Source organism: Pseudomonas sp. MT3, assembly GCF_054720805.1.
Genome location: NZ_JBTVPY010000011.1, coordinates 1 through 26377, shown reverse-complemented (window position 1 = coordinate 26377; position 26377 = coordinate 1). Strand labels below are relative to the sequence as shown.

The 26377-nt window shown below is 57.3% G+C and carries 21 protein-coding genes and 1 pseudogene; 7 read left to right on the top strand and 15 right to left on the bottom strand.

Translation table 11 applies throughout. The features are described from left to right. Positions 1-4: 4 nt before the first annotated feature. From ACYCAX_RS13020 to ACYCAX_RS12990, 7 genes are all read right to left on the bottom strand, one after another. Positions 5-2059 (bottom strand): TonB-dependent receptor family protein, encoded by a 2055-nt coding sequence (locus ACYCAX_RS13020; protein WP_460248248.1) that lies wholly within the window; start codon positions 2057-2059, stop codon positions 5-7. A 237-nt stretch (positions 2060-2296) separates the two neighbouring features. Continuing rightward, a complete protein-coding gene (locus ACYCAX_RS13015; RefSeq protein WP_460248188.1) occupies positions 2297-4354 on the bottom strand; it encodes an outer membrane protein assembly factor BamB family protein in 2058 nt (685 codons plus the stop codon). Positions 4355-5225: 871 nt separating this feature from the next. Next, complete coding sequence (locus tag ACYCAX_RS13010) at positions 5226-5648, bottom strand: hypothetical protein (protein ID WP_460248187.1); 423 nt, start codon at positions 5646-5648, stop codon at positions 5226-5228. Between the two features lie 335 nt (positions 5649-5983). Further along, entirely contained in the window at positions 5984-6949 is a 966-nt protein-coding gene (locus ACYCAX_RS13005; protein WP_460248186.1) for a WD40/YVTN/BNR-like repeat-containing protein, read from the bottom strand. A 10-nt stretch (positions 6950-6959) separates the two neighbouring features. Beyond that, complete coding sequence (locus tag ACYCAX_RS13000; protein ID WP_116424792.1) at positions 6960-9302, bottom strand: efflux RND transporter permease subunit; 2343 nt, start codon at positions 9300-9302, stop codon at positions 6960-6962. A 74-nt stretch (positions 9303-9376) separates the two neighbouring features. Continuing rightward, on the bottom strand, positions 9377-11053 hold the full coding sequence (locus tag ACYCAX_RS12995) for a DUF1302 domain-containing protein (RefSeq protein WP_366520641.1): 1677 nt from the start codon (positions 11051-11053) through the stop codon (positions 9377-9379). 19 nt (positions 11054-11072) lie between these two features. Continuing rightward, positions 11073-12494 (bottom strand): DUF1329 domain-containing protein, encoded by a 1422-nt coding sequence (locus ACYCAX_RS12990; protein ID WP_460248185.1) that lies wholly within the window; start codon positions 12492-12494, stop codon positions 11073-11075. 452 nt (positions 12495-12946) lie between these two features. Here ACYCAX_RS12990 and ACYCAX_RS12985 point away from each other — a divergent pair, with 452 nt between their 5' ends. From ACYCAX_RS12985 to ACYCAX_RS12975, 3 genes are all read left to right on the top strand, one after another. Next, positions 12947-13528 (top strand): TetR/AcrR family transcriptional regulator, encoded by a 582-nt coding sequence (locus tag ACYCAX_RS12985; protein WP_460248184.1) that lies wholly within the window; start codon positions 12947-12949, stop codon positions 13526-13528. A gap of 796 nt (positions 13529-14324) precedes the next feature. Continuing rightward, complete coding sequence (qhpR, locus tag ACYCAX_RS12980) at positions 14325-15407, top strand: AraC-like transcriptional regulator QhpR (protein ID WP_460248183.1); 1083 nt, start codon at positions 14325-14327, stop codon at positions 15405-15407. 61 nt (positions 15408-15468) lie between these two features. Further along, positions 15469-16524, top strand: a complete 1056-nt coding sequence (locus tag ACYCAX_RS12975) for an AraC family transcriptional regulator (RefSeq protein ID WP_460248182.1) — start codon at positions 15469-15471, stop codon at positions 16522-16524. 201 nt (positions 16525-16725) lie between these two features. Here the strand turns inward: ACYCAX_RS12975 and ACYCAX_RS12970 are convergent, their stop codons facing one another. The 5 genes from ACYCAX_RS12970 to ACYCAX_RS12950 all read right to left on the bottom strand — a co-directional run bounded on the left by ACYCAX_RS12970 (position 16726) and on the right by ACYCAX_RS12950 (position 21791). Further along, complete coding sequence (locus ACYCAX_RS12970; protein ID WP_460248181.1) at positions 16726-17391, bottom strand: hypothetical protein; 666 nt, start codon at positions 17389-17391, stop codon at positions 16726-16728. 118 nt (positions 17392-17509) lie between these two features. Continuing rightward, positions 17510-17710, bottom strand: a complete 201-nt coding sequence (locus tag ACYCAX_RS12965; protein WP_460248247.1) for an NAD(P)-binding protein — start codon at positions 17708-17710, stop codon at positions 17510-17512. 319 nt (positions 17711-18029) lie between these two features. Next, the gene (locus ACYCAX_RS12960; protein WP_460248180.1) at positions 18030-19394 is read right to left on the bottom strand and encodes an NAD(P)/FAD-dependent oxidoreductase; all 1365 of its coding nucleotides are present in this window, start codon (positions 19392-19394) and stop codon (positions 18030-18032) included. Positions 19395-19695: 301 nt separating this feature from the next. Beyond that, positions 19696-20676, bottom strand: a complete 981-nt coding sequence (locus ACYCAX_RS12955) for an aminotransferase class IV (RefSeq protein WP_460248179.1) — start codon at positions 20674-20676, stop codon at positions 19696-19698. Between the two features lie 227 nt (positions 20677-20903). Further along, the gene (locus ACYCAX_RS12950; protein WP_460248178.1) at positions 20904-21791 is read right to left on the bottom strand and encodes a phytanoyl-CoA dioxygenase family protein; all 888 of its coding nucleotides are present in this window, start codon (positions 21789-21791) and stop codon (positions 20904-20906) included. A 627-nt stretch (positions 21792-22418) separates the two neighbouring features. Here ACYCAX_RS12950 and ACYCAX_RS12945 point away from each other — a divergent pair. From ACYCAX_RS12945 to ACYCAX_RS12935, 3 genes and pseudogenes are all read left to right on the top strand, one after another. Next, positions 22419-23000 (top strand): TetR/AcrR family transcriptional regulator, encoded by a 582-nt coding sequence (locus ACYCAX_RS12945; protein ID WP_460248177.1) that lies wholly within the window; start codon positions 22419-22421, stop codon positions 22998-23000. Positions 23001-23019: 19 nt separating this feature from the next. Next, positions 23020-23373: pseudogene (locus ACYCAX_RS12940) on the top strand (SDR family NAD(P)-dependent oxidoreductase); the annotation flags it as partial. A gap of 282 nt (positions 23374-23655) precedes the next feature. Continuing rightward, positions 23656-24273: a TetR/AcrR family transcriptional regulator gene (locus ACYCAX_RS12935; RefSeq protein WP_230986163.1), complete on the top strand. Its 618-nt coding sequence runs from the start codon at positions 23656-23658 to the stop codon at positions 24271-24273. Positions 24274-24542: 269 nt separating this feature from the next. Here the strand turns inward: ACYCAX_RS12935 and ACYCAX_RS12930 are convergent, their stop codons facing one another. Further along, positions 24543-25403 (bottom strand): IS3 family transposase, encoded by an 861-nt coding sequence (locus ACYCAX_RS12930; protein ID WP_460248176.1) that lies wholly within the window; start codon positions 25401-25403, stop codon positions 24543-24545. Next, positions 25400-25525, bottom strand: coding sequence for a hypothetical protein (locus ACYCAX_RS12925; protein WP_401091904.1), 126 nt, complete (start codon positions 25523-25525; stop codon positions 25400-25402). The genes ACYCAX_RS12930 and ACYCAX_RS12925 overlap by 4 nt, the downstream gene beginning before the upstream one ends. Before the next feature lie 147 nt (positions 25526-25672). On the opposite strand from ACYCAX_RS12925, the gene gloA reads away from it, so the two are divergent. Next, entirely contained in the window at positions 25673-26056 is a 384-nt protein-coding gene (gene gloA / locus ACYCAX_RS12920; protein ID WP_460248175.1) for a lactoylglutathione lyase, read from the top strand. A gap of 30 nt (positions 26057-26086) precedes the next feature. Here the strand turns inward: gloA and ACYCAX_RS12915 are convergent. After that, positions 26087-26377, bottom strand: a 291-nt coding sequence (locus ACYCAX_RS12915) for a hypothetical protein (protein ID WP_460248174.1), incomplete at its 5' end; no start/stop codon positions are given.

Here is a 26377-nt window from a genome sequence, read left to right as displayed (position 1 = left end):
GGGATTAGAAGGTGTATTCCAACCCCGCCCCCGCGTACCACGATCGCCCCGGCGCTGCCTCGTAATAACGTCCGTTGCTGTCGCCGACTATCACCGAGCCGACGTACTGGCGATCCAGCAGGTTGTCCAGGCGCACCAACTGGTGGAAGGTCCAGGGCCCTAGGTGCTGCTCGAAGCGGGTGCGCCAGTTGAACACCGCGTAGCTGGGCGCCGGCTTGTCCTCGTTACTGTCCTCGACATAGACCTTGCTGCGGTACTGGCCCTCGAAGCCCATGCTGATGCCATCCTGGGGCTTCCACACCAGCTCGCCGAACAAGCTGCTGCCGGGCACGCCGGGCAGGTGGTTGCCCTTCTCGATGGTGCCGCCGCTCTCGACGAAGTCCTCGTCGTAGGTGGCGTCCAGTCGGGTGTAGGCCAGGTTGGCCTGCCAGTATTCGGACAGGTCGCTCTGCACGCCCAGTTCGAAGCCGCGGCGCAGGGTCTTGCCGGCGTTCTGGTAACTGGTGCGGCCGCCGCTGGAGCTGGCGACGACGATCTCGTCGTCGGTGCGTATCTCGAAGATCGCCGCGTTGACCCGCGTATTGCCGGCCACCTTGGCCTTGAGGCCGATCTCGTACTGGGTGCTGGTGGCCGGGTCGAGGCCAAAGTTGAAGCTCTCGGTCAGGCCCGGCGCGTAGGCCATCTCGGCCTGGGTCGGGGTCTCGAAGCCCTTGCCGGCGCTGACGTAGCCGTGCAGCTCGGGGGTGAAGGCGTACATCACCGAAAGCGACGGGTTGTTCTGCTGGTACTTCTTCGAGCCGCTGGAGTCACCGTTGGCGAGGTAGCGGTCGTCCACTTCCATCTTCATGGTGCTGTGCCGCAGGCCGGCGTCGAAGGTCCAGTTGCCCAGTTCCCAGCGCGCCTGCACGTAAGGGTCGAGGCTGGTGGCGATGTCGTTCTCGTTACGGCGCATCTCGCCCTTCACGCCCAGCTGGTCGCCGCTGAAGTTCTGGAAGCCCTTACGGTCATCCTCGCTGCGGTCGTAGTCCACCCCGGTGGTGACGGTCAGCTCGCCCGGTACGCCATGCACCGGCTGGATCCAGCGCAGGGTACCGCCGTGGAACTCGCGGTCGAAATCCACCACGCCACCGCCGCGCTGGGAGTTGGAAGCCACCGTCCTGGGGATAGACAGGTACTGCACCACGCTGCGCTGGCCGGCGTAGAGGTTGAACTGCAGGGTCGCGTCGCCGAAGTAGCGCTCGTAGTTCATCCCCAGTTGCTGGTGGTCGATGCTCTTGCGTGTGTTGTACAGCTCGGCGGCCGGGGCAACGGAGCGCGGGTCTTGCTGGTAGGCGTCCCAGGTCTGGCCCAGCGGGTCCTGCGTGTTGTTCTGTTCCAGGCTGCTGTAGATCAGCGCCATCCAGCTGTCTTCGTCGGGCTTGAAGTTGAGCTTGGCGAAGGTCTGGTCGCGGCGCGCGGCGCTATGGTCGCGGTAGCCGTCGGTGTCCATACGCGAGGCATCGAGCAGGAAACCAGCCTGGTCGGTGCCGCCCTCGGCATAGAGGTGGTTCTTGTTGAAGCCGTCGCTGCCGAAGATGGTTTCCGCGCCGACTTTCGGCGGGCCGTAGCCGTCGCGGGAGAACATCTGGATCACCCCGCCGCTGTTGCTGCCGTAGAGCGTCGACACCGGGCCGCGCAACACTTCGATACGGTCGGCGACGTCCAGGTTCAGCGTGGCGGCCTGGCCCTGGCCGTCCGGCGTGCTGGCGGGGATGCCGTCGCTGAGCAGCTTCAGCCCGCGAATGCCGAAGGCCGAACGCGCGCCGTAGCCACGGGAGGAAATCTGCAGGTCCTGAGCGTAGTTCTGGCGGTTCTGCACCACCAGGCCGGGCACCCGCTGCAGCATCTCGGAGACGTTGACGCCGAGTTGGCCATCGCCGAGCTGCGGTTGCTGCAGAACATCAACAGAAGACGGGATATCAAAAGTAGGTGCAGGTATTAATCCACCCGAAACCACCTCTGGAGTAAAGTTATATAAACCTCCCGAAACATCATCGGCATTGGAAAAACAACTGAATATAGTTCCAAACACAAGCTGAAGCGATATAACAGTCACACACCGCCGGGGCATCTTCCACCTCGAGCCGAACGTAGACAAAAAGCGCGGCTATAAACGAGAAAATATAAAAATCCGCCAACCTATTCAGCAATACCGAACCACTAGAAAAACCTGTAGATTCTAGCTATATAGCTTGGCACTCAAGCTAAACCTCAACCACTAGAAACGACGAACATCCCTGTCCGTCGAGAATATAATCTACCGAGATATATTTGAGCGGGTACCGTCAACCGGCCCTTTCCCCTCGTGAGAGTCCCAAGCCTGATTGATCAGATATGCAAAGATGGCTTTTAGCTGCTCATCAGTGAAATCTGCAAAAGCAGGCATTCCGCCGCCATTTTTAGACAATGCTCCTTGACGTACGACCGACTCAAAGAAATCGTAACTTGGAGGCGGTGCGTAGATAAGATTGGGGACGCGCCCGCCTGCGGCGTTACCGTGGAGACCATGGCACTCTATACAGCCACTTGCCTCAAACAGCGCTTTGCCAATCGCTCCAGCTTCTTCAGGCTGTCTAGGAGTGAGGGGGGCAGGCACTTTTTGCATTTGCGCAAATGGTGGGTATTCTTTTGTGCCGCCAACTTTGAAGGCCAGTAGACGCGGCGAGGTCCTAGCCTTGAGAGCAGAAGCGGCGTCCGAGTTCAGAGAACCAGTTGCAGCTGCCGTCCCCGTCCCCGTCGCCAGCAGAACGTATTGCTCGCCATCAACCATGACTGTCGACGGGGCTGCTCGCACCGCACCGCCAATCTCGTGACTCCACAACGTTTTGCCCGTTGCATCGTCCAACACCTGGAAATGCCCGTCGCCGGTGCCTTGGAAAACCAAGCCGCCGGCAGTGTGCAGCAAGCCGCCGTTAGTAGGCATCGGCAAGCGCGACCGCCACTTCACGGCGTTCTTGCGCACATCCCAAGCGACTGTCTCACCATAAGTTTCGTACTTACCGTCGGCGGAACGCTGGATAGGCTCAAACGACTGGCCACCGAGGGCAGAGTCAGGATCATCTTTGACGAGAGTCGGCTGAGACATCGCCGGTATGAATACAGTCTCGTCGTCCGGATTGAACGCTAGTGCCTCCCAGCCATGCGCGCCGAGGCCATTAGGGAGTTGCATATAGCTCTTGCTGGAATTCAACCAGTACTGCCCTTCCCGTCTCATGATAGGTCGACCATTGGCATCCAACCCAGAGGCCCATTCCATCGGCATATAAGCGCCCCCGGAAATGAACTTACCGGTTTTCGCATCTAGGGCATATGCGAATCCACTCTTCGGCACACTCAGAACAGCTCTCTTCGCTTTCCCACCCACCGTAATGTTGGCGACCATAATGCCGACGCTAGAATCATAATTCCAAGCATCCTGAGGCGTTTGCTTGAAGTGCCATTTGTATTCGCCAGTACTTGCATCCAATGCCACGATGGAGTTTGTAAAAAGCTCATCGCCCGCATTCTCACCACGCCGAGACGGATCGAACGGTGCGGGGCCCCCTACCCCGATGTAGAGCAGATTGAGCTGCGGATCATAGGTCATGGCATCCCAAGCGCTTCCGCATCCATGAGACTTCGAATACCAATCCTTGCCCCAGGTTTTGGCAGCGCTCTCATACAGCGCTGATTGAGGTTTCGAGGGATCGTCAGGAACCGTGTAGAAGCGCCAACGATGATCCCCACTCTTTGCGTCAAATGCATCTACATATCCGCGAGTCGTTCCTGTATCGAGACAGGCATTACCTGTAAATACCAGACCATTACCCACGCGTGGCGCAGCGGTGATAGCGTACATATCGGCCGAATCACACGATTTGGCTTCCCATACTTTCCTTCCGCTATGTTGGTCGACAGCGATTAAACGGCAGTCTCCCGAAGCAATAATGACATTGCTTCCGCTTAACGCCACACCACGATTGAATCGGCGCCCCCAATACCCTGCGAAAGACAAGCCCTGCTGCGCATTCTCATCCTTGAAATTCCAGATCAGCTTGCCGGTTTTCACATCGTTGGCAATTATCTGGCCGTTAGGTGCGCCTTGAAAAACAATGCCATCCTTGACCAGAGGGTTACCGACCAAGCCGTCGCTAACGGGTAACTCCACCCACCAGGCCAGCCCCAAGGACCCAACATTGTCCTTATTAATTACCTTTAATTCCGAGGAGTGTTGCATCTCACTGGAGTTACCGAGAAACTCCCAGTCCGTATTTAGCTTTTGAGTTGACTGACCTTCAACTCCACAGCCAGCAACAGCGATTGCCAGCGAAGCCAAAATTATTACCCTCATATTTCCCTCTACCTTATCAGTGCCAGAGTCGAGAAAATTTATGCAATTTCTGTCAAAAGCATAAATAGTTCACTGGACAAATCGAAGACGATTGCACATACGAAAAACCAACTAATCAGTAATTTCTCATCCGCCGTCCGAGTGGAAAACCCAATAGCCTCAAACCCTTCTGGCGGCCCGCTGTCATCTGGCCAAGTCAATCGTCCAAGACCGATGTTGGTCATTTGATCAGCAACGCAGGCGCCATGCCAGAAAAATATTTTTTACATTTAAAATCAATTACTTATAAAATAATGTCGCCCTAGGCAGCCCTGGAAGGTGTCCAAAACGCGCCATAAACTCCAGCGATACGGGCTGCCAGGCGCACCAGAAAGCAGCAAGGCGAACAACGGACAGAGCACTGCTGCGAGTTCAAGGAGCTTCGCGATGGTTGTTCCTCAATAAAATCAGCCGCCTTATCTGAGAGTCACGACGTTTTCCTATTTGCTCTCTGCAGGTACCCGACCAATAGGCGAGAATATTTTTCACAACAGAGACAATGTGTCTCGGCGCACACTACCCGGCCGGTTAGAAAACTCTTATAACCGTTCCATTCCTCACAATGGGATCATGGATTTTTCAGGATCAAGCACCCTTCAATCTCTTGATCAGTCGCTTATGCTGAGGGCCGGCTCATTACCGAAATATTCGCGGCGCCTGGGAGTTCAATCACCAAAAAGATGCTCATCGCCAGCCGGCGCATATCCTCTACCTTCGTGAAGAAGGGAGAATTGTGCAGTACGGACAAGAGCATTAGACCCAGGAATTTTGGCCCATGCGTGGATAGAAACTATTGGCAATGATGCCCGGCCTGGGGTCAATTGCGACCACTCCCCGAGAGGCCTGAAGCACGAATGGCTTCGTCACAACTGGTGGTATCTTCTGCCCAGCGGCGCTGCATGTACGTCACTGCTTTACCTTTGTATCCATCCTGGGCACAGGTGTAGGCATAGCTCTGGACATCTACCATGGACTGGCGACAGGAATCATATGAGGCGAGGGCCTGGCTTTTTTGATCTGGCCAGCCATGCAACTTTTGCAGGGCATCCTCGGCTGCCTCGTAGAGGAGCCCCGTGGCACTAGCATCATCACAGACTTCATCGACCTTGGCATGCAAGGCATATGCATCCTTGAACAGCGATCTGGCCTTATTCGCCGCCTCTGCATCGGTGTAGATGTCCTGCGCCAAAGCCGTCAGCGACCATATCAAGAGCAACACCAGGTTTAAGACTTTCATCATTCAGCATCCTCCTGCGCAGCAGTAGACCCTGTATTGGATTAAACGTGGATTTGCTCCGCGGATAGGAACAAGGAAATAGATAGAGCAGTGACACGCAGAGAAAATAAAATAAACAGAAGCCTTGCAGGAAAAATCACGATAATCGGCATTTCGCCATATGCAAAACCGTGTGGATATGCATTGCAAGGACTCCACTTCGCTAGTGCTGCACACGCATGATCAAACCAGCCAGATAAAAAGGAGGGGCCACCGATAAATAATGCCCCTCAAACTCTCACTCTAAGACTTCCCACATGGCGAGAGCACAACCATACATAGCGAATCGAAGCCGCTAATTATTTAACTTGCGCGAACACCACGCCCCGTCGTGAAAACAGTACGGGAGCGTCATGGCCGTCGAGCAGAGCGGCCGTCAGCGAGACGCCGTCAGCCGAGTGCTGCTCCTGGAAACGCTGCCCTCCATCGCTACTGCGCACCATCAGCCCATTGAGGCCGACCGCCAGTACCTGGGAACCCGACACGGCAACGGATGTGACCGAGCTCTTGCTTTCCAGCGGCACACGACGAAAGTCCTTACCCTCCGCGGAACCGTGCAACAACGTGCCACGCTGACCGCCTACCAGCAGGCTTCCATCGGGCAACGCTGCGCCAGACCAGAGGGTGCCTTCGTAGCCGGTATCCAGGTAACTCCAGTTTTTTCCCTGGTCATCGGAGCGCAGCAACTGGCCACGTTCCGCAGTGGCATAAAGGCTGCCGTGGCTGTCGGCAAAAAGCCCCATCAAATTGAGGTCGGCACGACTGGCCCCTGGAGGAGCCTTCAGCGTCTGCTCAGTCCAGGTTTTGCCAGCATCGTCGGTGGTCAGCACCAGCGACCACAGGCCAACCGCAACGCCCTGTCGGGCATTGAAGAAATGCACTGCGAACAAAGGCCTATCCTGATCGGTGGAGAGGTGCTGGATCTGCCAGGTATCGCCGCCATCGTTACTGGCCAGGATCGCTCCCCAGTGCCCAACGGCCCATCCCTGTTTGGCATCGATGAAGCTCACACCGGTGAGCGGCACCGAGACGGGCACCGACTTCGCCTGGCGGTAGCTTGCCCCTTGATCGTCCGACAACAGCACTATGCCGTGGTCGCCAACCGCAACTATGCGCCTGTCTGCCCATGTGGCATCCAGCATGGTTGCCTGGGCGGCATTATTCGCCAGCACTGCCGGCACCGAGCTCAGGGGAGCCGCCTGTGGAGAGGCCAGCGGCAGCAAGGCTACAAGAGCGGCACTCAAGACTGAGTTCAGGTATCGCATGGATCTCTCCTCAATGCGCCAGCGCGCCGATCATGCGCACAGGGCGCTTGCGCGGGAACACCCGCTCCAGCCAGACGGCAAAGGCCGGCAGCACCGTCATCGCCATGACCATGTTGACGATGAACATGAACGCCAGGAGCTTGCCCATATCGGCCTGGAACTTGAGTTCCGAGAACGCCCAGGTCGCCACGCCGACCGCCAGGGTGATGGCAGTGAAGATGGTGGCCACGCCGACCTCCAGCAACGCGTGTTCAACGGCCTTGACGATCGACTGGCCGTTGGCCTGATGCAGTTGCAGGCGGTTGTAGATGTAGAAGGCGTAATCCACGCCGATCCCCACCGCCAGCACCATCACTGGCAAGGTCGCGATGGTCAGGCCGATCTGCAACTCCTTCATGAACCAGTAGCCGATGAAAGTACCGATGGTCAGCGGCAGGCAGCACACCAGCACGGCACGCAGGTCGCGATAGACGGCGAACACCAGCAGGGCGATGGCTGCGTAGACGTAGAGCAGCATCGGCGTCTCGCTCTTCTCGACCTCCTCGTTGATCGCCGCGAGCAGGCCGGCATTGCCGGAGGCCAGGCGGATGGTGATACCCGGCATCGGGTACTGGGCGCGGAAGGCCTTGGCTGCCTCGAGCACCCGGTTGATGGTGGTGGCCTTGTGGTCCGCCAGGTAAAGGTGCACAGCAGTCATGCTGCAATCGGAACGCATGATTCCCGAGGTGCGCGCGACCTCGGTGGCCAGTCCTGAGTAGTTTTGCGGATCGATGGGGACCGCACTCATCTTCGGATTCCCCTCGTTGTAACCCTCGTTGAACTGGCGCATGTTGGTGGAGAAGGACGCCACTGACAGCACCCCCGGAACACCTTGCATGGCCCAGACGAAGCGATCCTGGTATTGCCCCAGGGCGACGTCCTCGCAGGCGTTCGCCGCACCATCGCCGGCACCGTCCGGCTTGTCCTCGAACACCACGGAGAGCCAATCCAGGCCAATGTCGTAGCTGTTGGCAATGGACACCGCGTCGCGGTTGAAACGCGAGTCCTCGCGCAGTTCCGGCGCGCCAGCCTGCAGGGTCCCCACGACACGGTCACGGCTCTGCCAGACCGCGGTGACGAACACCACCAGCGCCAGGCACAGCACCAAGCGGGCATTGCGCCATTCAGCCAGGCGCGCCACCCCGTGCAGCCAGCGGGTGCGGCGCTCGCGGGAAAGCTCCTCGGCCTGGGCGTATGCCCCGTCGACACGCAGCATCGACGCCACCAGCGGCAGCATCACCAGGTTGGTGATGATCTTGTAACCCACCCCGAGCGACGCCGTGATCGCCAGTTCGCGCACCATCGGAATGGGGATCAGCAGCAGCGTCACAAAGGAAACAAAGGCCGTGACCAGCGCGAGCGTTCCCGGAATCAGCAGGCCGCTGAAGCTGGAGCGCGCCGCCTCCTCCACGGTCTTGCCGCAGGCGATTTCCCGCACGATGAAGTTGATCTGCTGTACACCGTGGGAGACCCCGATGGCGAATACCAGGAACGGCACCAGCACCGCCAGCGGATCCAGGCCGTAACCGAGCAGGCGCAGGCTGCCGAACTGCCAGATCAGCGAGGTCAGCGAGCAGCCCAGGGCCAGCAGGGTGAAGCGCACGGAGTGGCAGTACCAGTACACCGCCGCCGCGGTCAGCAGCAGCGCCAGCAGGCAGAACTCCAGGACCGAGGACGCGCCCTTGGCGATGTCACCGATCTGCTTGGCGAAACCGATGATCTGGATTTCGTAGTCGCCATTCTCGAACTTCTGGCGGATCTGCTGCTCCAGAACCTGGTTGTAGGCCACATAGTCCAGGTGGGCGCCGGAAGCATCGAGCTCGTTGAGTTCGGCAATGACCATTGCGCTGCTTTGGTCGCGCGATACCAGGGTGCCGATGAAGCCCCCCTGGGCGGTGGAGTTGGCGATCATGCCGACGGTCTGGTCATCGAGGCGCTCCGGCGTCACGGTGCCGGGAATCAACGGGTCGGCGCGGAAGCCCTCCTCGGTGATCTCGTTGACGAAGGCGTTCGGCGTCCACAGCGAACGCACGCTGCTGCGCGAGACGTTCGGCAGGAAGGTCACCGCCTGGGTCACGTCATACAGGCGCTGCAGGCCGGCCTTGCTCCATATGCTGCCGTGCCGCGCCTTGACCACTACGGTCAGGCGATTGGCACCCAGCAGGTCGTTGCGATAGGCCTGAAAGGTCTCGACATACTCATGACCGATCGGCAACTGCTTTTCGAAGCCGGCGTCCATGCGCAACTGCACGGCGAACCAGGCCATGCCCAGCGTAAAGACGGCCAGCAACGCCAGGACCGCCCAGCGCCGCATGAATAGCCAACGCTCCAGGCGTGGCAGCACGCCACGCCTCCTCGCTTCAGTTACAGGAGTGTTCAAAGCATGCCTCACAGGGTGTGCGAAACCGCCAGGCCAACGTAATCCCGATCACGCAGCAGCTGGTCGTAAGGTGTGTCGCCATCGTTGAACTTCGCGTAGTTCAGGTTGACTTGCCAGTTCCCCGGTGTACGCACGAAGTTCAGATACAGGTTCATCGAGCTGGCGCCTTTGGTATAGGTCGAGTAAATCGATGGCGTCCGGCCGCTGCCCAGAGAGGTTTGGTAGTAAATACCCGGCGTTACCGTCCAGCCCGGAATCACTGTGCCGTCATACGTCAGGCTGAAATCCATATGGAGCCCGGAAGAGGTCTTGTCGCCATGAGCAGTAGGCGGGAAATGCGACAAGTCCTGAACCCAGCTATTGCCCCCTGCGGAAATCAGCTCGCCGTCGTAGCTGTCATGCAGCCCAGGGTATTTCACCACTACCAGCTCCGACAGGAAGGTAGCCGTGCTGGCCTTGGTGAATTCCAGGAAGTCCGGGGAGTTGGCGTTGGTCATGCTGTAGAGGCCGGTCAGATGCCACTGGAGCTTCTTGGTATCTTTCCAGCACTCCCCGCCCCGGCCCGAACAAGGCGCGGGGCCAAATGCGAGACCAGGCACGGGGTTGAGCGGCACCGCCTCCTTTGGTCGATAGGAAAGCTCGGTACCCACTGCCCAGTCGCCGACTGGCATGTTGGCGCTGATCCCGTAAAGCATGCGGTCTTCCGGGTAGACCCATTTGGGTGCGAACGTGGTCTGGTCGTATTCCACTTGCGGCAGCTTGTCGTGATAGCGCAGCACGTAGAAGCCGTAGTTGACGTCGCTATCCTCCGGCTGCCAACGCACCGAGAGTCCCCACTGACCGCTGTCACGGGCATCCTTGTCGGTGTAGCCGTACTGTTTCATGCCGTCGCCGATCACGTTGTAGGTCGACCAGTAGCTGCCCACCGGCGGCATTTCGCTCTTGTTCCAGCCGAACTGGTAGTAGAACTCGACGTTCACGCCATGGCCCAGCCCCGAGGCGAGGCTGAGCATCGGGGCCGGCAGCACGGCCTCCTTGAGCTGAACCCCCGGACTCGAGAGCGCCTGGAAGTCATAGGAGTTGGTGGCATTTATGCCGCCGATAGCGAACAGACTCTCGCCCCAGTTGATCACCTGGTTGCCCAAGCGCGCACGGACCTGATGATCACCAACGTCGAAGCTCTTGCTCACCCACAGATCGAGAAGACGTGCCTTGAACTTCAACTCGTCGCGCGCGGAATCGGTCAGCCCGTCCTTACCGATATCTGACCCCGCCGCTTGCCAGGACTGCGTTTCGGCAGCCAACGCCCCCGTGGTGTCGGTGGCAGCGAAGTCGCGCTTCCAGCTGCCGCGAGCCATGAAGGTGAAGTCCTCCGGGAGCTTCAACACCAACTCGTGGACACCCTTGATGTAGTTGGTGAAAAGGTCGCCCTTGCCGTAGTTCATGTTGCCCTGGTCACCGATACCGGATGTCGTCGGATCCAGGCATCCGGCGGGGGGGTTATGGCCGCCGGCACCGGCATTGATCAGATCGCATCCCGGCGACTGGGTGCGGATACCCATCCCTGCCGTGATGGTGGAGTCGAACGAGCCATGGACGTTTTCCGTCTCGAAGGTGAACGCCATGGCCAGCGGTGTTGCACAAGCGAGGACAAGGCCCGATGTTTGCGAAATTATTCTTTTCATGTCGGCTCCTGATTCGCGCTTAGCGCTCGCTGATGGAACGCAGGTTGTCGGAGGTATAGAAGTCGTGCTTCAGCCGCGGGTTGCTGCCAGGCTCGGTAAGCCAGTGGTGGTCGTTCTGCCCTGCGCCAACGCTGAACATGTCGTACAGGTAACGACCATCGGCAAGGTTGAACTGCACCATTGCTCCCATATCGCAGGTTCCCGTTTCATAAACGGGGATCGAAAAGGCTTCGCGCACCTTCCAGAGCTGCCCTTGCTTGTCGTAGTCGTTGGCCACCAGCAGGTTCCAGCTGTCCTCATCGATATAGAACACCCGCTTTGGAGCCATGTGACGCATACCCTGGCGCACCGTGGCCTCCACGACCCAGACACGATGCAGCTCGTAATGCCGGGACTCGGGAGCAACGAAGTCCTTCTGCGCAACGTCCGTAATCTTCGCGGAAGTGTCCAAAGCACCGAAGGCGTTGTACGGAACCAACAGTTCCTGCTTGCCCACAAGCTTCCAGTCGAAACGGTCGAGCGGCCCGAAGAACATGTTCGACTCGTCGATGGTGAACTGGTTGTCCATGCCAATTTGGGGCGCATCGTAGGAGTAGGCCGGCATGCGGCGGACACGGCGCTGGCCGGGGAAGTAATAGAAGGTCGCCGATTGCTCGCCGGCATTGGTCGCCACCACCCCGGCCTGACCAGCCAGGGAGGCCGGCTCCTGGAACAGGAAGTAGGACTCGAGCTCAACGCGCCCGGTCGAGGAGAACAGGGCACTGCCCTTCTCGGCCCATCCGGTACGAGCGAACATATCGAGCTTGGTATGCAGCCACTCGCCGCCCTGGCGTGGCGAAATCCCGGTCCTGTACCCCTTCATTTCAAGCCCCAGCCCGCGGTAACGCATCTTCATGTTCCACATCACCTCCGCACCGGTGGTGGGCATGGGGAACGGAATACCGGGGACGTGCGCCTCCTGCAGGGCCAGACCCGAAGCATCCAGGGTCGCGAAACCGACGTTTTTGCGGGTGTTCTCGACCACGAAATCCGGTGCGCCGCAGCTACGTCGGGTTGGGTAGACATCCATGCGATAGCCCGGGATCTTCTTGAACAGCTCAAGCTGACCAGGAGACAGCTTGCTCGCATACTGCGCGACGTTTTTGGCATCGATGCTGTAAAGCGGCTTATCGCCCTTGAACTTCCAGTGCTGACCTCGCACCTGACCGTAGCTCCAACCTACGTCTTGCTGGCCGGGCGAAGTCCAGGCCGGGATCACCCCATCGGCACTTGCGGCCACCTCCCCTCCCAGCGGCGTCAGCTTGGCGCCCAGTAACGCAGGATCCTTTTCCGCAGCCTGAGCCGAACAAATCGCAGTCGATGCGGCAATGGCCACGAGCAGATGCCTGACGCCACGACAGGTGGAAATGCCGACTTCTGGTCGCTCAATCACTTCATTCATTGGAGGATCCTCACGGGGCTTTGAGCGGTGGCGAGATCATCCCGGAAGGGGAATCAGCAGTACCGCGCGTTCTTAATCAAATGACATGATCATGCGACCAAGTCTATTGATTAAATAGCAATTCACATGCCAATCCATCAAAAGGCATAAATACCCTTATTTATCATTCTGTTACGATTTATTAGCCCAAAATCAGCGGTGCGCACATCGCCTGCACCGCACCAGGTGTGTCACCAGGCCGCACCACTTTGGGAATTAACGGAACACATGTTACGAATTAGTTTCCGAATTGCGGGCACAGGCGCAAATGTTCGGCATCAGTAGCGGCCGCGTAGGCGCCGGGGGCATCGCAGCCTGCACCATGGCTGGAAGAACGAGGATCCTGTAGCATCCGCGCCATTGCCACCGGGACGCTGTAAACGGCATCGCCACAGAATGGAGGTTCGTACGATATGGCTAGAGTGGGCGCTGAACTGCGTAGACAGGACTTTGTAGAAGCAACCATCAAAGTGATTGCTGAGTATGGCGTGGTCGATGCAACGACCCGGCGTATCGCTGCTGCCGCAGACAGTCCCTTGGCATCACTGCACTACGTGTTTCATACGAAGGACGACCTTTTTTATGCAGTCTATGAGTCGCTTTTCAGCCAACTGAAACAGGCCCTGGAGCATGTACCTGCCAGTGCTACTGCAGCTGAAAGCGCGGCAGAGATGCTTCGCCAATTAATCGCATGGCTAACCGCGCATCCCGATCTGACCAGGGCACAATCCGAGCTGTTCTTCTGGACCCTGCGCAACAAGCCAGATCTGGCGAGGAAGATCTACACAATGGCCACTGAAGCCACAGAACAAGCCATGGAAAGGGCTGTAGGATCGCAACTCGACAAGCCCCGCCTGAAATCCGCCAGCCGCCTACTCGTTCAGTTGGCCGATGGCCTACTCATTGCCTGGCCGGCCCATGGAGATCTGGAGCAGTTGAAGGTCGAAACGGAGACGGCCTGCCTAGCACTGAAGCTGCTCGTAGAAAATCTTTAAATCTCTCACTCCAGCCCCTGCGTTTTAATTCTGCGGGGATGGAGTAAGTTCGAACCACCTCAGAACGATCGCTCAGCACCAACGTCCTGGTAATCACACCCAGAAAGCCATGGACCGCCGCCGAAGGTATGATGCATCGGGCGCATCCGGCTCGGCGAACGGAGCCTGCCACCAAATGCTCTTGGTAACTGATGCCGTTGCCTGGACGCCGCAACCTAGATGATTGGCGGCCCCATCAGAGAAGCGCGACGGATGTCGCAAGTGTAATGACGAGTGAAGTTCCAGCCCCGCCAGAATCTCAATTTGCCTGAGGTCGAGCGCTGATCTGATGCGTTGCTCGACCGCACCAGCACGATGCTGCGCTGACTCCCGGCAAGCGCAGATCGCGCGTTGATACCAGCACTCAGTAATGCCTGAATATCTCGCCAATGCTGGCTACCGGATGTCCGATACGCGGGTCATCCACTCGACTTGGAGTGGCTGGTTTTAGAAAGTACACGGCGCCGAAGACCAGAGCGAGACTCAGAAAGGCAAACGTGAAGTGACGCATCGCGAACCTCCAGCATTGGTGCTTTTTATTATTGATGGCCCCAGTCTGGTCATTGGTCCGCGCGAAAGCTTGGCATATTGCGCCACTAAATAATCATTTTGCGCAGGATGATTCCTCGCTCCAAAGGTTGCCAAGCCATGCTGTAGTATCGTCATACCAGCACTACGCAAAGTGGCGTGTTATCCCCGCCCCACTAGCGTTGGCCGCTGTACCGCACCTTGCTGAATGAATCGCCCAGGCATCCAAATGGCTTCTCTTGTCCGCGGTTTCGCTCTATCAGAATTTGATGAGTTCGCGATCAGCCAAGGGCTCGAACCGCAAACCATCCTGGCTGAAGTCGGACTCCCCAACGACGCGATGGACGGTTTGATCTCCGGCGCCCAATTCGTTGCTCTGCTGGAGCTGTGCGCGACGCGATCACGCAATCAACTGTTTGGGCTGCAACTCGGTCTCCACCAGGGGGCACAGGCCCTAGGCAGCTTGCTATACGTGGTGAAAAGCACCAGTACATTGGGCCAGGTGCTCGAGGCATTGACTCAGTGCTTCCACTTTCATAGCACCGGAGCGGACCTCCACCTTGAACGACAAGGCGGGACTGCGCGACTTCTCTACGATGTGACCGACGGCGATATCATGCTGGTAAGGCAGACTGTGGAGCTGGCCATGGGAGTCTGTGCTCGGCTCATCCAGGACTTGCTGGGGCACCCATGGAACCCCCTCGGATTGCTACTGCGACATCCTGCAGGAGAAAAGCCAGGCGCCTACAGGCACTTTCTCGGTGTCACACCGCACTTTGGCAGTTCGGTCAATGCGTGGGTTTTCGATGAGTCGTTGCTGGAGTCACCGCTGAGCGCCATAGATGAAGGGTTCCATGTGCTAGCCAAACATCATATTGGCGAACTGACCCAGATCACCTCGCAGGAACTCCCCTCTTACGTAAAAAAGCTGCTGCGCAGGCACCTGCCCAACAGCCGGGCCACTCTCGATCAAGTCGCCGACCAGATGCGGATCAGTCCTCGAAGCCTGCAACGATACCTGCAATCAGAGAGCACGAGCTTTCAAAAGCTACTCGACGAGACACGGCAATCTATGGCCAATCGATACATATGCGACTCATCGCTGAGCCTGACACAGCTTTCGGAATTGCTGGGCTATTCTGACCTCAGTGCTTTCTCCCGCGCTTTCACTCGCTGGAATGACATGAGTCCTCAGAAATGGAAGCAACGCCATCGGGTTACCCGATGGTCCGCTACCCTAGGATTCAGCGAAAAGTCGCCTGCTCATGAAGCCCAGCAGCTCGCATCAATCGACAGCTCTGATGTCGAGTAATGACTTTCTGTAGGTCTCCTGCCAAAGTCACGAATGCTAGGCCGTCCAGAAGGCACAAAAAATGCCGTTCACTCCGTTGATTCGAGCCATCAGCCTCACGGGCTTCAGGGAGTTTGCCTCTCGCCAGGGCCTCAATCCGATTGAAATGCTTCGGCGCGCTTCATTACCGCAAGAAATATTGCGAAGGCAGGAGGACCTCCTCTCCTACCGCAGATTCTGCGACCTACTTGAGCTGTGCGCTCTTTACTCTGGCAATGCTTTGTTCGGCCTGCAGTTCGGTCTCTATCAAGGAGTCGGTGTATTCGGTGACCTGTTTTATCTGATACGAAACGCTAAAACGGTAGGGGCTGCCCTGACCGAACTGCAAGCCAGCTACTCGCTGTATTTCAACGATGCGGAGATAGGGCTCGAGATCAAAGATGGGCGGGCAGTACTCAGCTATAGCCCGATCGAACGCGATATCCCCGGGTTACGGCAGGTGGAAGAGTCGTCGTGCGGGATCGGATTGCAGTTGATGCGGACCCTTGTCGGCAAAAACTGGCAACCCAAAGCAATACGAATTCGGCACTTACCCCTCCAATCCGAGTCAAGCTATCGGCAGACTCTCGGCCAACTACCCATTTTTGGCGCTCCTCGTGCCGAGATGGAGTTCGACGCGTCCGATCTTTCACTACCCTTGAACTCGGCAAACGAAACGCTTCATAGATTGATAGCCGAACACATGAGCAAGATCGAACGGCTGGCGGCCGATGAGTTACCCATCTACGTCAAGCAGCTGCTGCGATATCTACTACCCGGCGGGCGTACAACTACTGAGAAAATCGCCGCTTGTCTGGCTATCCAACCACGCACGTTGCAGCACTGGCTTGCACTCGAAGGCACCTCCTTCCAGCAGCTCTTGGATGAGGCTCGTCAGGAAATGGCGCAGCAATATCTCGAAAACCCGGCGATAAGTATCGCGCAGATGTCTGGGCTATTGGGTTATTCGAACCCCAGCGGATTGAGTCGTGCATTCAATCGATGGTTCGGAATAAGTCCATTGGAATGGCAAGAGAAACATGGCATCAAGAGGCAGCCTCGGCTCCTGCGCAATACTCGCCCAAGGGCGCATAGCTGACACTCCAGCTCTCTGTCGCCCCAGGAGCTTATCAACAGCGACTATGAACTCGCTGGCTGAGCGGAGGCTCGAGAACTCTACAGACGGGTACATCCTATCCGATATAAAAAAACCGCCCCGTAGGGCGGCAAAGGGTAGGCTTTCTGCCCACCATGGAGTAATCCCGCGCAGAGACTTCATCCGCAATGGATAGCAAACCAACTAGCGAGGAGCTAGCGCAAGCGATTGAAAAGAGGTTTCCTTCGCGCGTACCAGCGCAACATACGCGTAATACAATTGAATCGCACCGTAAGACCAGGTGATAAAAGCCCAAGTCATGAAAATCATATGCGTGTTGTCGCCTGGGATCGGGAAGAAGTCATATGTGATTGCTACAGCCAGTGCGACCAATCCTCCAACTGCAGTAGCCAATGCGTGCAAAGTCTCTCTCGCACGCACCAGTTGCGAAACGAAGTAGAAAAGAAAAATCGTGTAGCCCGACCACATAACTACGTAGAAATAAGGACGCACGCCATCAAGGAAGCCAGCCAGGAATACGACGAATGTTCCGGCAAACGCAGCCGCAAACAGCAGGACCTCTATAAAAACCGACGGCTTATAATTATGGGTAACCGCCATCAAACCAAGAACAGCAATAATCGGCATACCGAAACTACGGGAAAACGAATCCAGATAAAGCGAAATCCCCAGATTGAATTCAGATCCAGTAGCAATGAATATGCAGAAATTGGTAGCAGAGAAACCAACAATCCACAACTCCAAGCCTAGTAAATAGTTTTTTTTCTTAAAGAACTTTGCACCGTAGATCCACCCGGAGAGCGCCAACACAACACACGAAACAAGTGCACATAAATCTCTGATTTCCATAATGGAAGCCTCTATCAAATACTCAGTTCGAGAAATCACTTCACCAAAGGAGCGAGTGCAGCAAGATATTCGGCCAGCGCCTTGCGATCATCCTCGGAAAACCTCGCAATAACAGCTGTCATCGAGCCCGACGGATCCTTACGTGTGCCCTGGGCAAATCATTCAGCTGCCTGAGCAGATAGTCGTGTTCTTGTCCGGCCAAGCGAGGAACCCGATCCCTCCCCTCCAGGACCACGAAGGACTGGTTGCCCACCGAGAGCAGGTCGCGGGCTGCGGTCAATCCGGCCAGGCCCGCGCCGATGATGGCGGTCGCCTGCATCACTGGTGGACGTATCGGCATGTGCCAATCCAATTTTCAGGCCCAAGCTTCCCACCGCCACCGAGGCTCCGGTAAGTTTCAATAGCGGCCTACGTTGTGAATCCAACTTGGTGTCAGATGTGGGATTTCTGGCCATTCTCACAACCTCAGGTAATTATTATTAATGTCAACTAGCCCACCAGAAATTTGGGCACAGTAATTGCGCTACCGGCATGACAATCCGAAAAAGAAATGAGTTATCGAGATAATTACTCGAACAATCTCTTTCAAATTGGCACGCATGCCTTCAAGTTTTTAAAGCAACCGACGGTGTTCTCACCTAGCTTGCAGCAGCGGCTTTACGAACTTTGCGGTCCGTCCATTCGTCATACTTCCTGGCCGCCGCAAAAGTGGCTTTGAGGGCACACCATTGGAATGGCTCCGGCAGCATGGAAGGCGTCTTATGGTGTAATGCCGTCAAGAGCGGGTTCTCGACACCGTTGATTCTCTCGGCAAGCAACTGCCCCATGAACGAATGGGTGGCGAGACCATGGCCCGAGCAACCAGCCACATAATGGATGTTCTGCTGCGCCCCGGTTACGCCCACCACAGGCAGCGCGTCGTATGCTGCGCTGATGTATCCGCTCCAGCAATGCTGGATACCCAGGTCCGGCAGGTTGGGGAAGCGCTCACGCAACGTCTGCGCCAATGCGCCATAGGCGCCGTTGTCCGGCACGTTGGGAGTCTTCGAACCGTAGACATAGTTCAGCTTCTTGACGGTCAACACCATCGTGTTGTGCGCCGTCAGGCGGTGACTCTCCATGGTCAGGTGCGGGGTGATGATTCCCTCTCGGCCGTGCCAACCGAGCGACGCCAACTGCTTCGAAGACAGCGGCTGGGTTTCGATCGCCGAAACCCGTATTGGCGCAACCTTGTTACGCAGCAGCCCCAACTGTGGCGTGTAAGCGTTGGTCGCCAGCACCATGAGTGGTGCGCTTGCGCTACCGCGAGCGGTCTTGCAGGTAATGGTCGGACCCTCGCCGTAGGAGAGCAGCGGAGTTTTTTCGTACAGCTTCACCCCTGCCTGGAGCGCCGCACGGCGCAACCCGCTCACGTACTTTCCCGGATGCAGCGTACCGCCGCGCTGCTCGGAGCCGAACAGGAAGGCTGGCGGAATTCCACGCACACGCATTTCGGCCTGGTCCACGAAGCGAGTGAAAGAACCCAGCTCGCGGCCGACTTCCATGCACTTGCGTAGCCACTTTTCCTGTGAGGGATGTACGGCAGCCCGGATGACACCGGAAGGGTTGTAGTCGCAGTCGATGCCTAACTCGGTCATCCGTCTTTCCACGTAGCACACAGCCTCGTCGTAGAAACGGATGAACTTCCGCGCATGTTCAATACCGACGCGTCTTACGAAGAACTCGAACTCGATCCCCATGCTGCCAAGCAGATAGCCGGCATTTCGCCCACTGGCGCCGAAGCCGCCGAACTCCTGCTCCAGAACGATGACTTTTGCGCCGCGAGCGGTCAGCTCAAGCGCCGTGGACAAACCGGCAAAGCCTGCTCCAACCACGATTACATCGGCGCTGACACGCCCCTCCAGCTCCGGCTGCTGATCAACCGGTCGCTCCACCCACCCGCCAAGGCTGCGAAACCGCAGCGATCCGAAATCGCTACCGGCTAGTTCGTTTCTACGGTTCATGCACTGCACTCCTGGCGGGTTCAGTTGTTGTTTCACAGCACTGTAACGCTGCACTACATTTTACGCAACACATGTTATTTAATCATTTGTTACACAAATAAAATCCTCCCCGATAGCCCAGTAGTAGAAACGAGTTACCGCGCCTGATCGGCAGGCGCAGGGCTGGACAGGGGGGCAATGCAGAAGGCGCGGCATAGGTATTGACACACCGGCGGCCAGGAAAAGCTTGGCGCTGCCGAACCGCAAGACAGGGGATGACCACAATGAAACGGCGGGGTCGTGACCATCCCCAGCGGATGCTTTATATGTTCGCCGGCTCGCGGTAGTTGACTGGAGTACCCAGCCAGCCAGCCCAGCGTTTTTCCCAATACAGGTTATGGAGCTGGGTCACTTGTTTGCCTGGCCCGGCCATGTCACCCAGCAGTTTTCCATCAACGCTGTTTATCGGCATGATGCCGCCGGCGGTCGAGGTCAGAAAGGCTTCATCGGCATCATGCAACTGATCGACGTGCACCCGTTCTACACGAGTCGGCATACCGACCTCCTGGGCAAGTTCCAGGGTGGTCTTGCGGGTAATTCCCTCCAGACAGCCGCTGTCCGGAGTAAACAACGTACCGTCCTTGATCAAGAATATATTGGAACCGGGCGCCTCGGTCAGGTAACCATCCGCATCGCACAGCACAGACCAGTCACAGCCGTTCTGCTTCGCCTCAACCAGCGAAAGCTTCAAATCCATCCAATGGAAGTTCTTGGCCGTCGGGTCCACCGCTTTGGGCGGTATGCGAATATATTTCTGGCTGACCATAAGGTCGATTCCGCGAGATCGCATCTCATCGTTCGCAATATAGGCGTAGGGAACGACAAAGGCGTAGAAGCAGTTCTTGTACGCGCTGAGGTCACCGCGTTTTTTCGGCGTCTGACCGCGTGTTACACACCACCAGATATAAGCCTCTTGGGTACCTGCCAGCTTGACCAGGTTGGTCAGGACTTCCGCTGTTTGTGATTTGCTATAGGGATTGTTCAGGAAAAACTTCTCACAAGCCCTTCCAAACCGGTCGAGGTGATCCTCAAGTCGAAAAATAAAGCCTTTGCTGGCGCTGACAACATCATAGGCCGCATCGGCGTGAATGAAGCCGGTATCGGTAATCGGGATCGCTGCTTCGTCTATGCTGCAATAGATGCCATTGATAAAAGCCGATCCATGAGCATATTTCGGATCGTGCTCCAGCCGGATATGAGCTGGATCGTTCTGCATAATATGCTCAGCTTGAATAATTTCCACAGTAGACCCTTACTGTTTATTTCCAGTTAAAATCAAGTGCGGCGTGACGCCCTCTCTCCGACCGTGCCAATCGAGCAATGCCAATTGTCCTGGAGAGAGGGCGTCGCAACGAGCCGAGACACGCCCCTCTCCCCTGAGCTACGCCTTCCTGGAACCGTCGGTACATTGGGGGCTTTCCGCCGGTCTCATGATCCAGCGTCCGCCGATCTCCATTTCTCCAGACCTTCCTAGAATCCTTTCCCTACTTCCGTGAACGAGGGCATGTCGAGCAGGTCGCGCGGCTCTCGCATCTGGCCATCGATTTCCACCCACCCCAGAAGTGTCTGGCTGGCACCCCAGCCGAGCAGACGCTGCAGTTCTTCCGGCAGTTGGCGGACGCGATCAATCGGAATGGAGAGGAGGTGGTTCTCTTCCGAGCGCAGGAATGCCAGGTCATAGGCCATGGAGAGCCCCGTCCGCGGATGATCCGACTTGTTGGCACCACCACCGTGATAAACCGAGCCCATCCATAGAAGTGCCGATCCGGCCGCCATTTCTGCCGGGACGGTTTCTTCCTGAGTTGGCATTCGCTCATCGTCCCATGTGTGACTGCCAGGGATGACACGGGTAGCCCCGTTCTCTTCGGTGAAGTCGGAAATGGCCAGCATGATTTGCAGCCTGGCCTCGCGGCCGTACTGCGGATGACGCCAGAGCGACGTGGCATCATCGCGATGCAGAGGCTGCAAGCCTTGCCCCGGACAGATCTGGATAGCCTGGGTGAAGCTGAGTTGAATATTGGGCGCAACCTCGACACGCTCACTTCCGCTCCATACATGGGTCGGGGTTTGCAGGATTCTCTTCGCCGATTCGATAAAGAGTGGATTCAGCGCAACACTCACTGCCGCATCGCTTCGCGCGATCAGGCGGGCGACACGTCGAGTTTGCGTACCTGCAAAATAGGCATCCTCACCATAAGGCGTTTCATTCAGATAGCTGTCGAGCTCTCCGCGAAGAGCTTCCAGATCATGGCCTGAAATAAAGTTGGAAATGATCACACCGCCATCACGCTTGATGACTTCAACCACTCGCTCAACTGGCTCACTGCGATCTAAGGTCGTCAGTTTTTCCGTATCCATTTGCACGCCTCATTACCTGGTTTGATGTTGTGAAGACCGTCAGAAGCCTGCGTCGCAGTGCACTCTGATTCTCCGTCCTCGCCGGCAATCACCAGCGCCGCGACGGAAATATTCCGCCGTCAAAGAGCTCCACCGGACACCTCACCGCAAACAGGAAAGTCGATGCGCTGGCGCCGAATGACTTCTTTCATTGGCGGGACCTCGTGGACGCCCTGGCTGTCCAACTGACCGCTCTGGAATCAAGCATTGGGCAATGCCAGACATTTTAGTTACCAGATATGATCAAATGAACAAGTCACTTGATCAAGAGCAAATCATGTGCCAAAAAAAGAAGGGCAGGTACAACACCGGGAAAATCAGGTAGTTGGGCCTTTGTCGAACCAAGAGGAGTGATACTCGCGTACTCAAATCGTGCACCGGCTTGTTTCGGCATGGCGCACCAATCTGAGTATTTACGAAACAGTCGTTACCTTAATGGTGCACGGGAAGGCATCGTGGACACGCATCAGAGCCCCATCGCTCGGGCAGGACTCATGACCCGGTGAGCAGGCAGCCATGCGGTAGCCTCCGCGCCGCCGACACCAAGCCAGGTAGCAAGCGGCAATGCCGTAGTAAAGGAGAGGCCGTATGGCCAGAATTGGCGCTGAACTGCGCAGACAGGACTTTATAGAAGCCACCGTGAAAGTGATTGCGGAGTATGGGGTAGCCAATGCGACAACCCGGCGTATCGCTATGGCTGCAGGCTCTCCGCTCGCCTCGCTGCACTACGTATTCCACACCAAGGACGAGCTGTTCTATGCGGTCTACGAGTCGCTGATCAACATCCCCCAACCATCCCTGGAGCATATGCCGGCCGGCACCACCACAGCGGAATACGTAGCTCAGATGCTACGCCAGCTGGTCAGATGGTTCGCCGCCCACCCCGACCTAGCCACGGCACAGTTCGAGCTGTACATCTGGACCTTGCGCAATAACCCGGAAATGGCCGGCAAGATCTATGCGGTATCCGGCGAGGCCACGGAACAGGCAATCGACCGGATCACCGGCTCCACGCTGGACAAGGCCACGCTGACGACAATCAGTCGCCTACTCATCAATCTGTTCGATGGCCTGCTGCTTGCCTGGTCCGCCCATTGCGACCTGCAACGCCTGGAGGCGGAAACCGAGACAGCGTGCCGAGCGCTGGAGCTGCTGGTGGCCAGCTATTGAGCCCGCGACACCCTCGCACAGCATCATCAACATCGCCTCCATGCTCGGCCTGCGGGTCGGCACCGGCTACAGCCACTACTGCGCAGCCAAGGCGGGCGTGGTACAGCTGACAAAATCGCTGGCACTGGAACTCGCCCGCTACCGCATCCGCGTCAACGCCATTGCCCCCGGCTACTTCAGGACGGAGATGACCGACGGTTACTTCGACGGCGACAAGGGCCAGGCTTACATCCGCGATGCGGTGCCCCTGCGCCGCCTGGGCCAGCTGGAGGAACTGGAGGGGCCCTTCCTGCTGTTGGCCAGCGAAGCCGGGGCATATATGTCCGGCGCCGTACTGGCCGTAGATGGCGGACAACTGGTCGGTAGCCTCTAGTACCCCGCACTCATGTGCCGTACAACGTCCCGTGAGTGCTCGGCGCTTGCACTGCCGCTCCGTTCACGGAGGAACGCGGATGGGTGCTTTCTTCGGTCATTTTCCCTATGCTGGGTCAGACTTCGACGCATTGCGGCCTCGCTGCGGCAATTGCGACTCCGATTGACTGACCGATGAAATTGCATATTCCCAATGCCAGAGCCTCGCCCCCGTCCTTCCCTCAGCGCCGACCATCGCGCCAATGAAAGCGAAACCAATCCCGTCAATCGTCGGGGGCGCCCCATGGGAGACCACAACGCGAAACGGGCCGAGTTGCTCGCCGCCGCGATTGCAGTAATCGCCGAGGACGGCTACGCCGGCGCCTCGATGCGCAAGGTGGCAAAGCACGCTGGATGCACGACCGGAGCCGTGACCTATTACTTTGCCAACAAGGAAGAGATGGTCAGTGCCGTAGCCCAGAACTTGTTCGACAAGGTCGAAGCGCTCATGGAAATCAACCGCGACCGACTCGACGTCAAGTCGCTCATCCAGCAGTGGCATCAATGGATCAGCTTCGAGGATCTGGACAGCTGGCTCGCCTGGCTGCAACTGCTCTCCCATGCCCGCCACGAGCCTGCATTCAGCAATGTCATCAAGCAGCGTTACGCCCATTTCCACCAGATCTCCGCTTCGTTGATCGAGGAGGGCCAGCGCCAGGGCAAAATACGCGACGATATTCCCGCCGACGTGCTTTCGGATCAGATCAGCGCCTTCAGTGATGGCTGGCTCATGATGCTGCCGATCGACCCCGAGCGTTTCAGCGCGGAGCGGGGACAAGCATTGCTAGACGCGCTCATCGTCCTGATTTCCCCACCCAAGGCTCCTAGGCGCACGTCCAAGGCAATGACCACCGCGCAATAAGCATTCCCCCCTCTCGGAGGGCTGCGTCGCGACATGCCGGCCCTCCTCCACAACCGTCCTGTCCGGCTGCCCTTCGCCCTCCCTCAGAGGCAACTGCGTTCCGCCGGGTCTTACTTCACTCCTGCCCATTCAGTTCAAGCGCGAGACATCCACGGGAAGGACGAACTACCAGAGAGATCCATCGCTGCCTGAAACGCTACATGGTCGGAGAGCTATATCCGCTGATACTGGCTGATCTGTGGTCTGTCCCGGAGCTGGTGGACAGGTAGTTAAGAGTTACTGCTCGCATAGCGCCGTTCAAACTCCATCGGGCTGAGATAGCCCAGCGTCGAGTGGCGGCGACGGTGATTGTAAAAGCGGATGTAGTCGAACAGGTCGGTTTTCGCCTCGTGGTAGCTGGCATAGCGCGTCAGGTACACCCGCTCAGCCTTCAGCGAACGGAAGAAGCTCGCGGCGTTGTCCCAGCAGTTCCCGGGACGTGAATGGCTGGGCACGATTCGATGTCGCCGAAGTAAGGCCAGGTAGTCGTACGCGCAGTATTGGCTGCCTCGATCCGAGTGCAGCAGCACTTCTTCTTTCGGCTGTCGGCGTGCAATGGCCATCTCCAGCGCGGCGTGTACCAAGGCCTGCTGCATGCGGTGGTGCATCGCCCAACCGACGACGGCTCGTGAATAGAGATCGAGCACGACTGCCAGATACAGCCAACCTTGGGCCGTCCGCACGTAGGTCATGTCCGAGACCCAGTGCCGATTGGCGCGATCCGAGGCTAACTGGCGATCCAGGTGGTTCGGGGCAATCGGCAGAGCATGACGACTGCTGGAAACCAGCCGCCAGCGCTTGCGCGAGCGAACGCGCAGACCGGCTTCGCGCATCAGTCGAGCAACTCGGTGTCGACCACACGCATGCCCCATGGCCGCCAACTCGGCCTTGATTCGGCGATCGCCATAGATCCCATTCACCTCATAGTGGATGGTGCGGATCTCCTTGCTCAGACTCCGATTCGCCATCTCTCTCGCCGAAGGTGGCCGCTGCTGCCAGGCATAGAAGCCGCTGCGGGATACGTGCAGCAGCCGGCACATTGGCGCTACGGGATAGCGACCAGCCAACGCCTCGATGGCGCGGAACTTCACTTCGTGGGCTGCGAGAAGATGGCGAGCGTCTCGGCTACATGGCGAAGCGGCGTGCCGGCAAGTACCTGATCTACCGCCTCGCGTTTGAAGGATTCGGGAAAACGTCGTCTGGTCTGGGTCATGAACACTCCTTGCGGTGGACATTATCCACCTTAAGTCAGTGTCCACTCAGCCCGGGACAGACCAAGGCTCACGCTTTCCAGATATCGTGTGAGCCTATCCTAGCTAAGCTCATGTATGATGTGAAAAGCTAAATGAGGAGAAACATAATGCGACTGCTTCATACTATGTTACGTGTAGGTGATCTCGATAAATCCTTGGACTTCTACACCAGAATCCTGGGAATGACCCTACTGCGCAAGTCGGATTATCCTGAAGGTAAGTTTACCTTGGCTTTTGTCGGCTATGGAAATGAAGAAGACAGCAGCGTTATCGAACTAACCCACAACTGGGGAGTGGATAGCTACGAAATTGGAACTGGCTATGGCCATATTGCCCTTGAAGTTCAAGACGCTGCCAAAGCGTGTGATGACATCCGAAATAACGGCGGCACTGTTACGAGAGAAGCAGGACCTATGAAGCACGGCACGACGGTCATCGCCTTCGTTTCTGATCCGGACGGATACAAAATAGAATTAATTGAAAAGAATTAATATACTTGGCGAGGCACCAGCCTCGCCAATCTAACCTTTAGAACGCAACGACTCATTCTGCAACTCCATAATCTCCAATACTAGCGAAACTTCTCTAGCTAAAGCCTTTTCATATTCCTCCTTGTAGAATTTTAACTGCGACTTTAAATGCTCTAATTCCTGTGAGCTTTGACCTAAAGAAAAAGCACGCTCAAACTCTGAAGCTGCCTTATCTATCGAAGCAATAAGGTCAGAAAAAACAGGCCGCGACCTCTTTATACTTCCTCTCTTACGCCCTGAATCGCCCCTAGTTTCGTAGACACCTCCAAGCCTCATAATGAG

What these genes read in the sequence shown, in the direction of transcription:
- ACYCAX_RS12925 (WP_401091904.1), bottom strand. Translation starts at nt 25,525, where the DNA reads ATGACCCAGACCAGACGACGTTTTCCCGAATCCTTCAAACGCGAGGCG.
- ACYCAX_RS12990 (WP_460248185.1), bottom strand. Translation starts at nt 12,494, where the DNA reads ATGAATGAAGTGATTGAGCGACCAGAAGTCGGCATTTCCACCTGTCGT.
- ACYCAX_RS12945 (WP_460248177.1), top strand. Translation starts at nt 22,419, where the DNA reads ATGGCCAGAATTGGCGCTGAACTGCGCAGACAGGACTTTATAGAAGCC.
- ACYCAX_RS12985 (WP_460248184.1), top strand. Translation starts at nt 12,947, where the DNA reads ATGGCTAGAGTGGGCGCTGAACTGCGTAGACAGGACTTTGTAGAAGCA.
- ACYCAX_RS13000 (WP_116424792.1), bottom strand. Translation starts at nt 9,302, where the DNA reads ATGCGGCGCTGGGCGGTCCTGGCGTTGCTGGCCGTCTTTACGCTGGGC.
- ACYCAX_RS12960 (WP_460248180.1), bottom strand. Translation starts at nt 19,394, where the DNA reads ATGAACCGTAGAAACGAACTAGCCGGTAGCGATTTCGGATCGCTGCGG.
- ACYCAX_RS12995 (WP_366520641.1), bottom strand. Translation starts at nt 11,053, where the DNA reads ATGAAAAGAATAATTTCGCAAACATCGGGCCTTGTCCTCGCTTGTGCA.
- ACYCAX_RS12965 (WP_460248247.1), bottom strand. Translation starts at nt 17,710, where the DNA reads ATGCAGGCGACCGCCATCATCGGCGCGGGCCTGGCCGGATTGACCGCA.
- ACYCAX_RS12970 (WP_460248181.1), bottom strand. Translation starts at nt 17,391, where the DNA reads ATGGAAATCAGAGATTTATGTGCACTTGTTTCGTGTGTTGTGTTGGCG.
- ACYCAX_RS13010 (WP_460248187.1), bottom strand. Translation starts at nt 5,648, where the DNA reads ATGATGAAAGTCTTAAACCTGGTGTTGCTCTTGATATGGTCGCTGACG.
- qhpR (WP_460248183.1), top strand. Translation starts at nt 14,325, where the DNA reads ATGGCTTCTCTTGTCCGCGGTTTCGCTCTATCAGAATTTGATGAGTTC.
- ACYCAX_RS12950 (WP_460248178.1), bottom strand. Translation starts at nt 21,791, where the DNA reads ATGGATACGGAAAAACTGACGACCTTAGATCGCAGTGAGCCAGTTGAG.
- ACYCAX_RS13005 (WP_460248186.1), bottom strand. Translation starts at nt 6,949, where the DNA reads ATGCGATACCTGAACTCAGTCTTGAGTGCCGCTCTTGTAGCCTTGCTG.
- ACYCAX_RS12935 (WP_230986163.1), top strand. Translation starts at nt 23,656, where the DNA reads ATGGGAGACCACAACGCGAAACGGGCCGAGTTGCTCGCCGCCGCGATT.
- ACYCAX_RS12975 (WP_460248182.1), top strand. Translation starts at nt 15,469, where the DNA reads ATGCCGTTCACTCCGTTGATTCGAGCCATCAGCCTCACGGGCTTCAGG.
- gloA (WP_460248175.1), top strand. Translation starts at nt 25,673, where the DNA reads ATGCGACTGCTTCATACTATGTTACGTGTAGGTGATCTCGATAAATCC.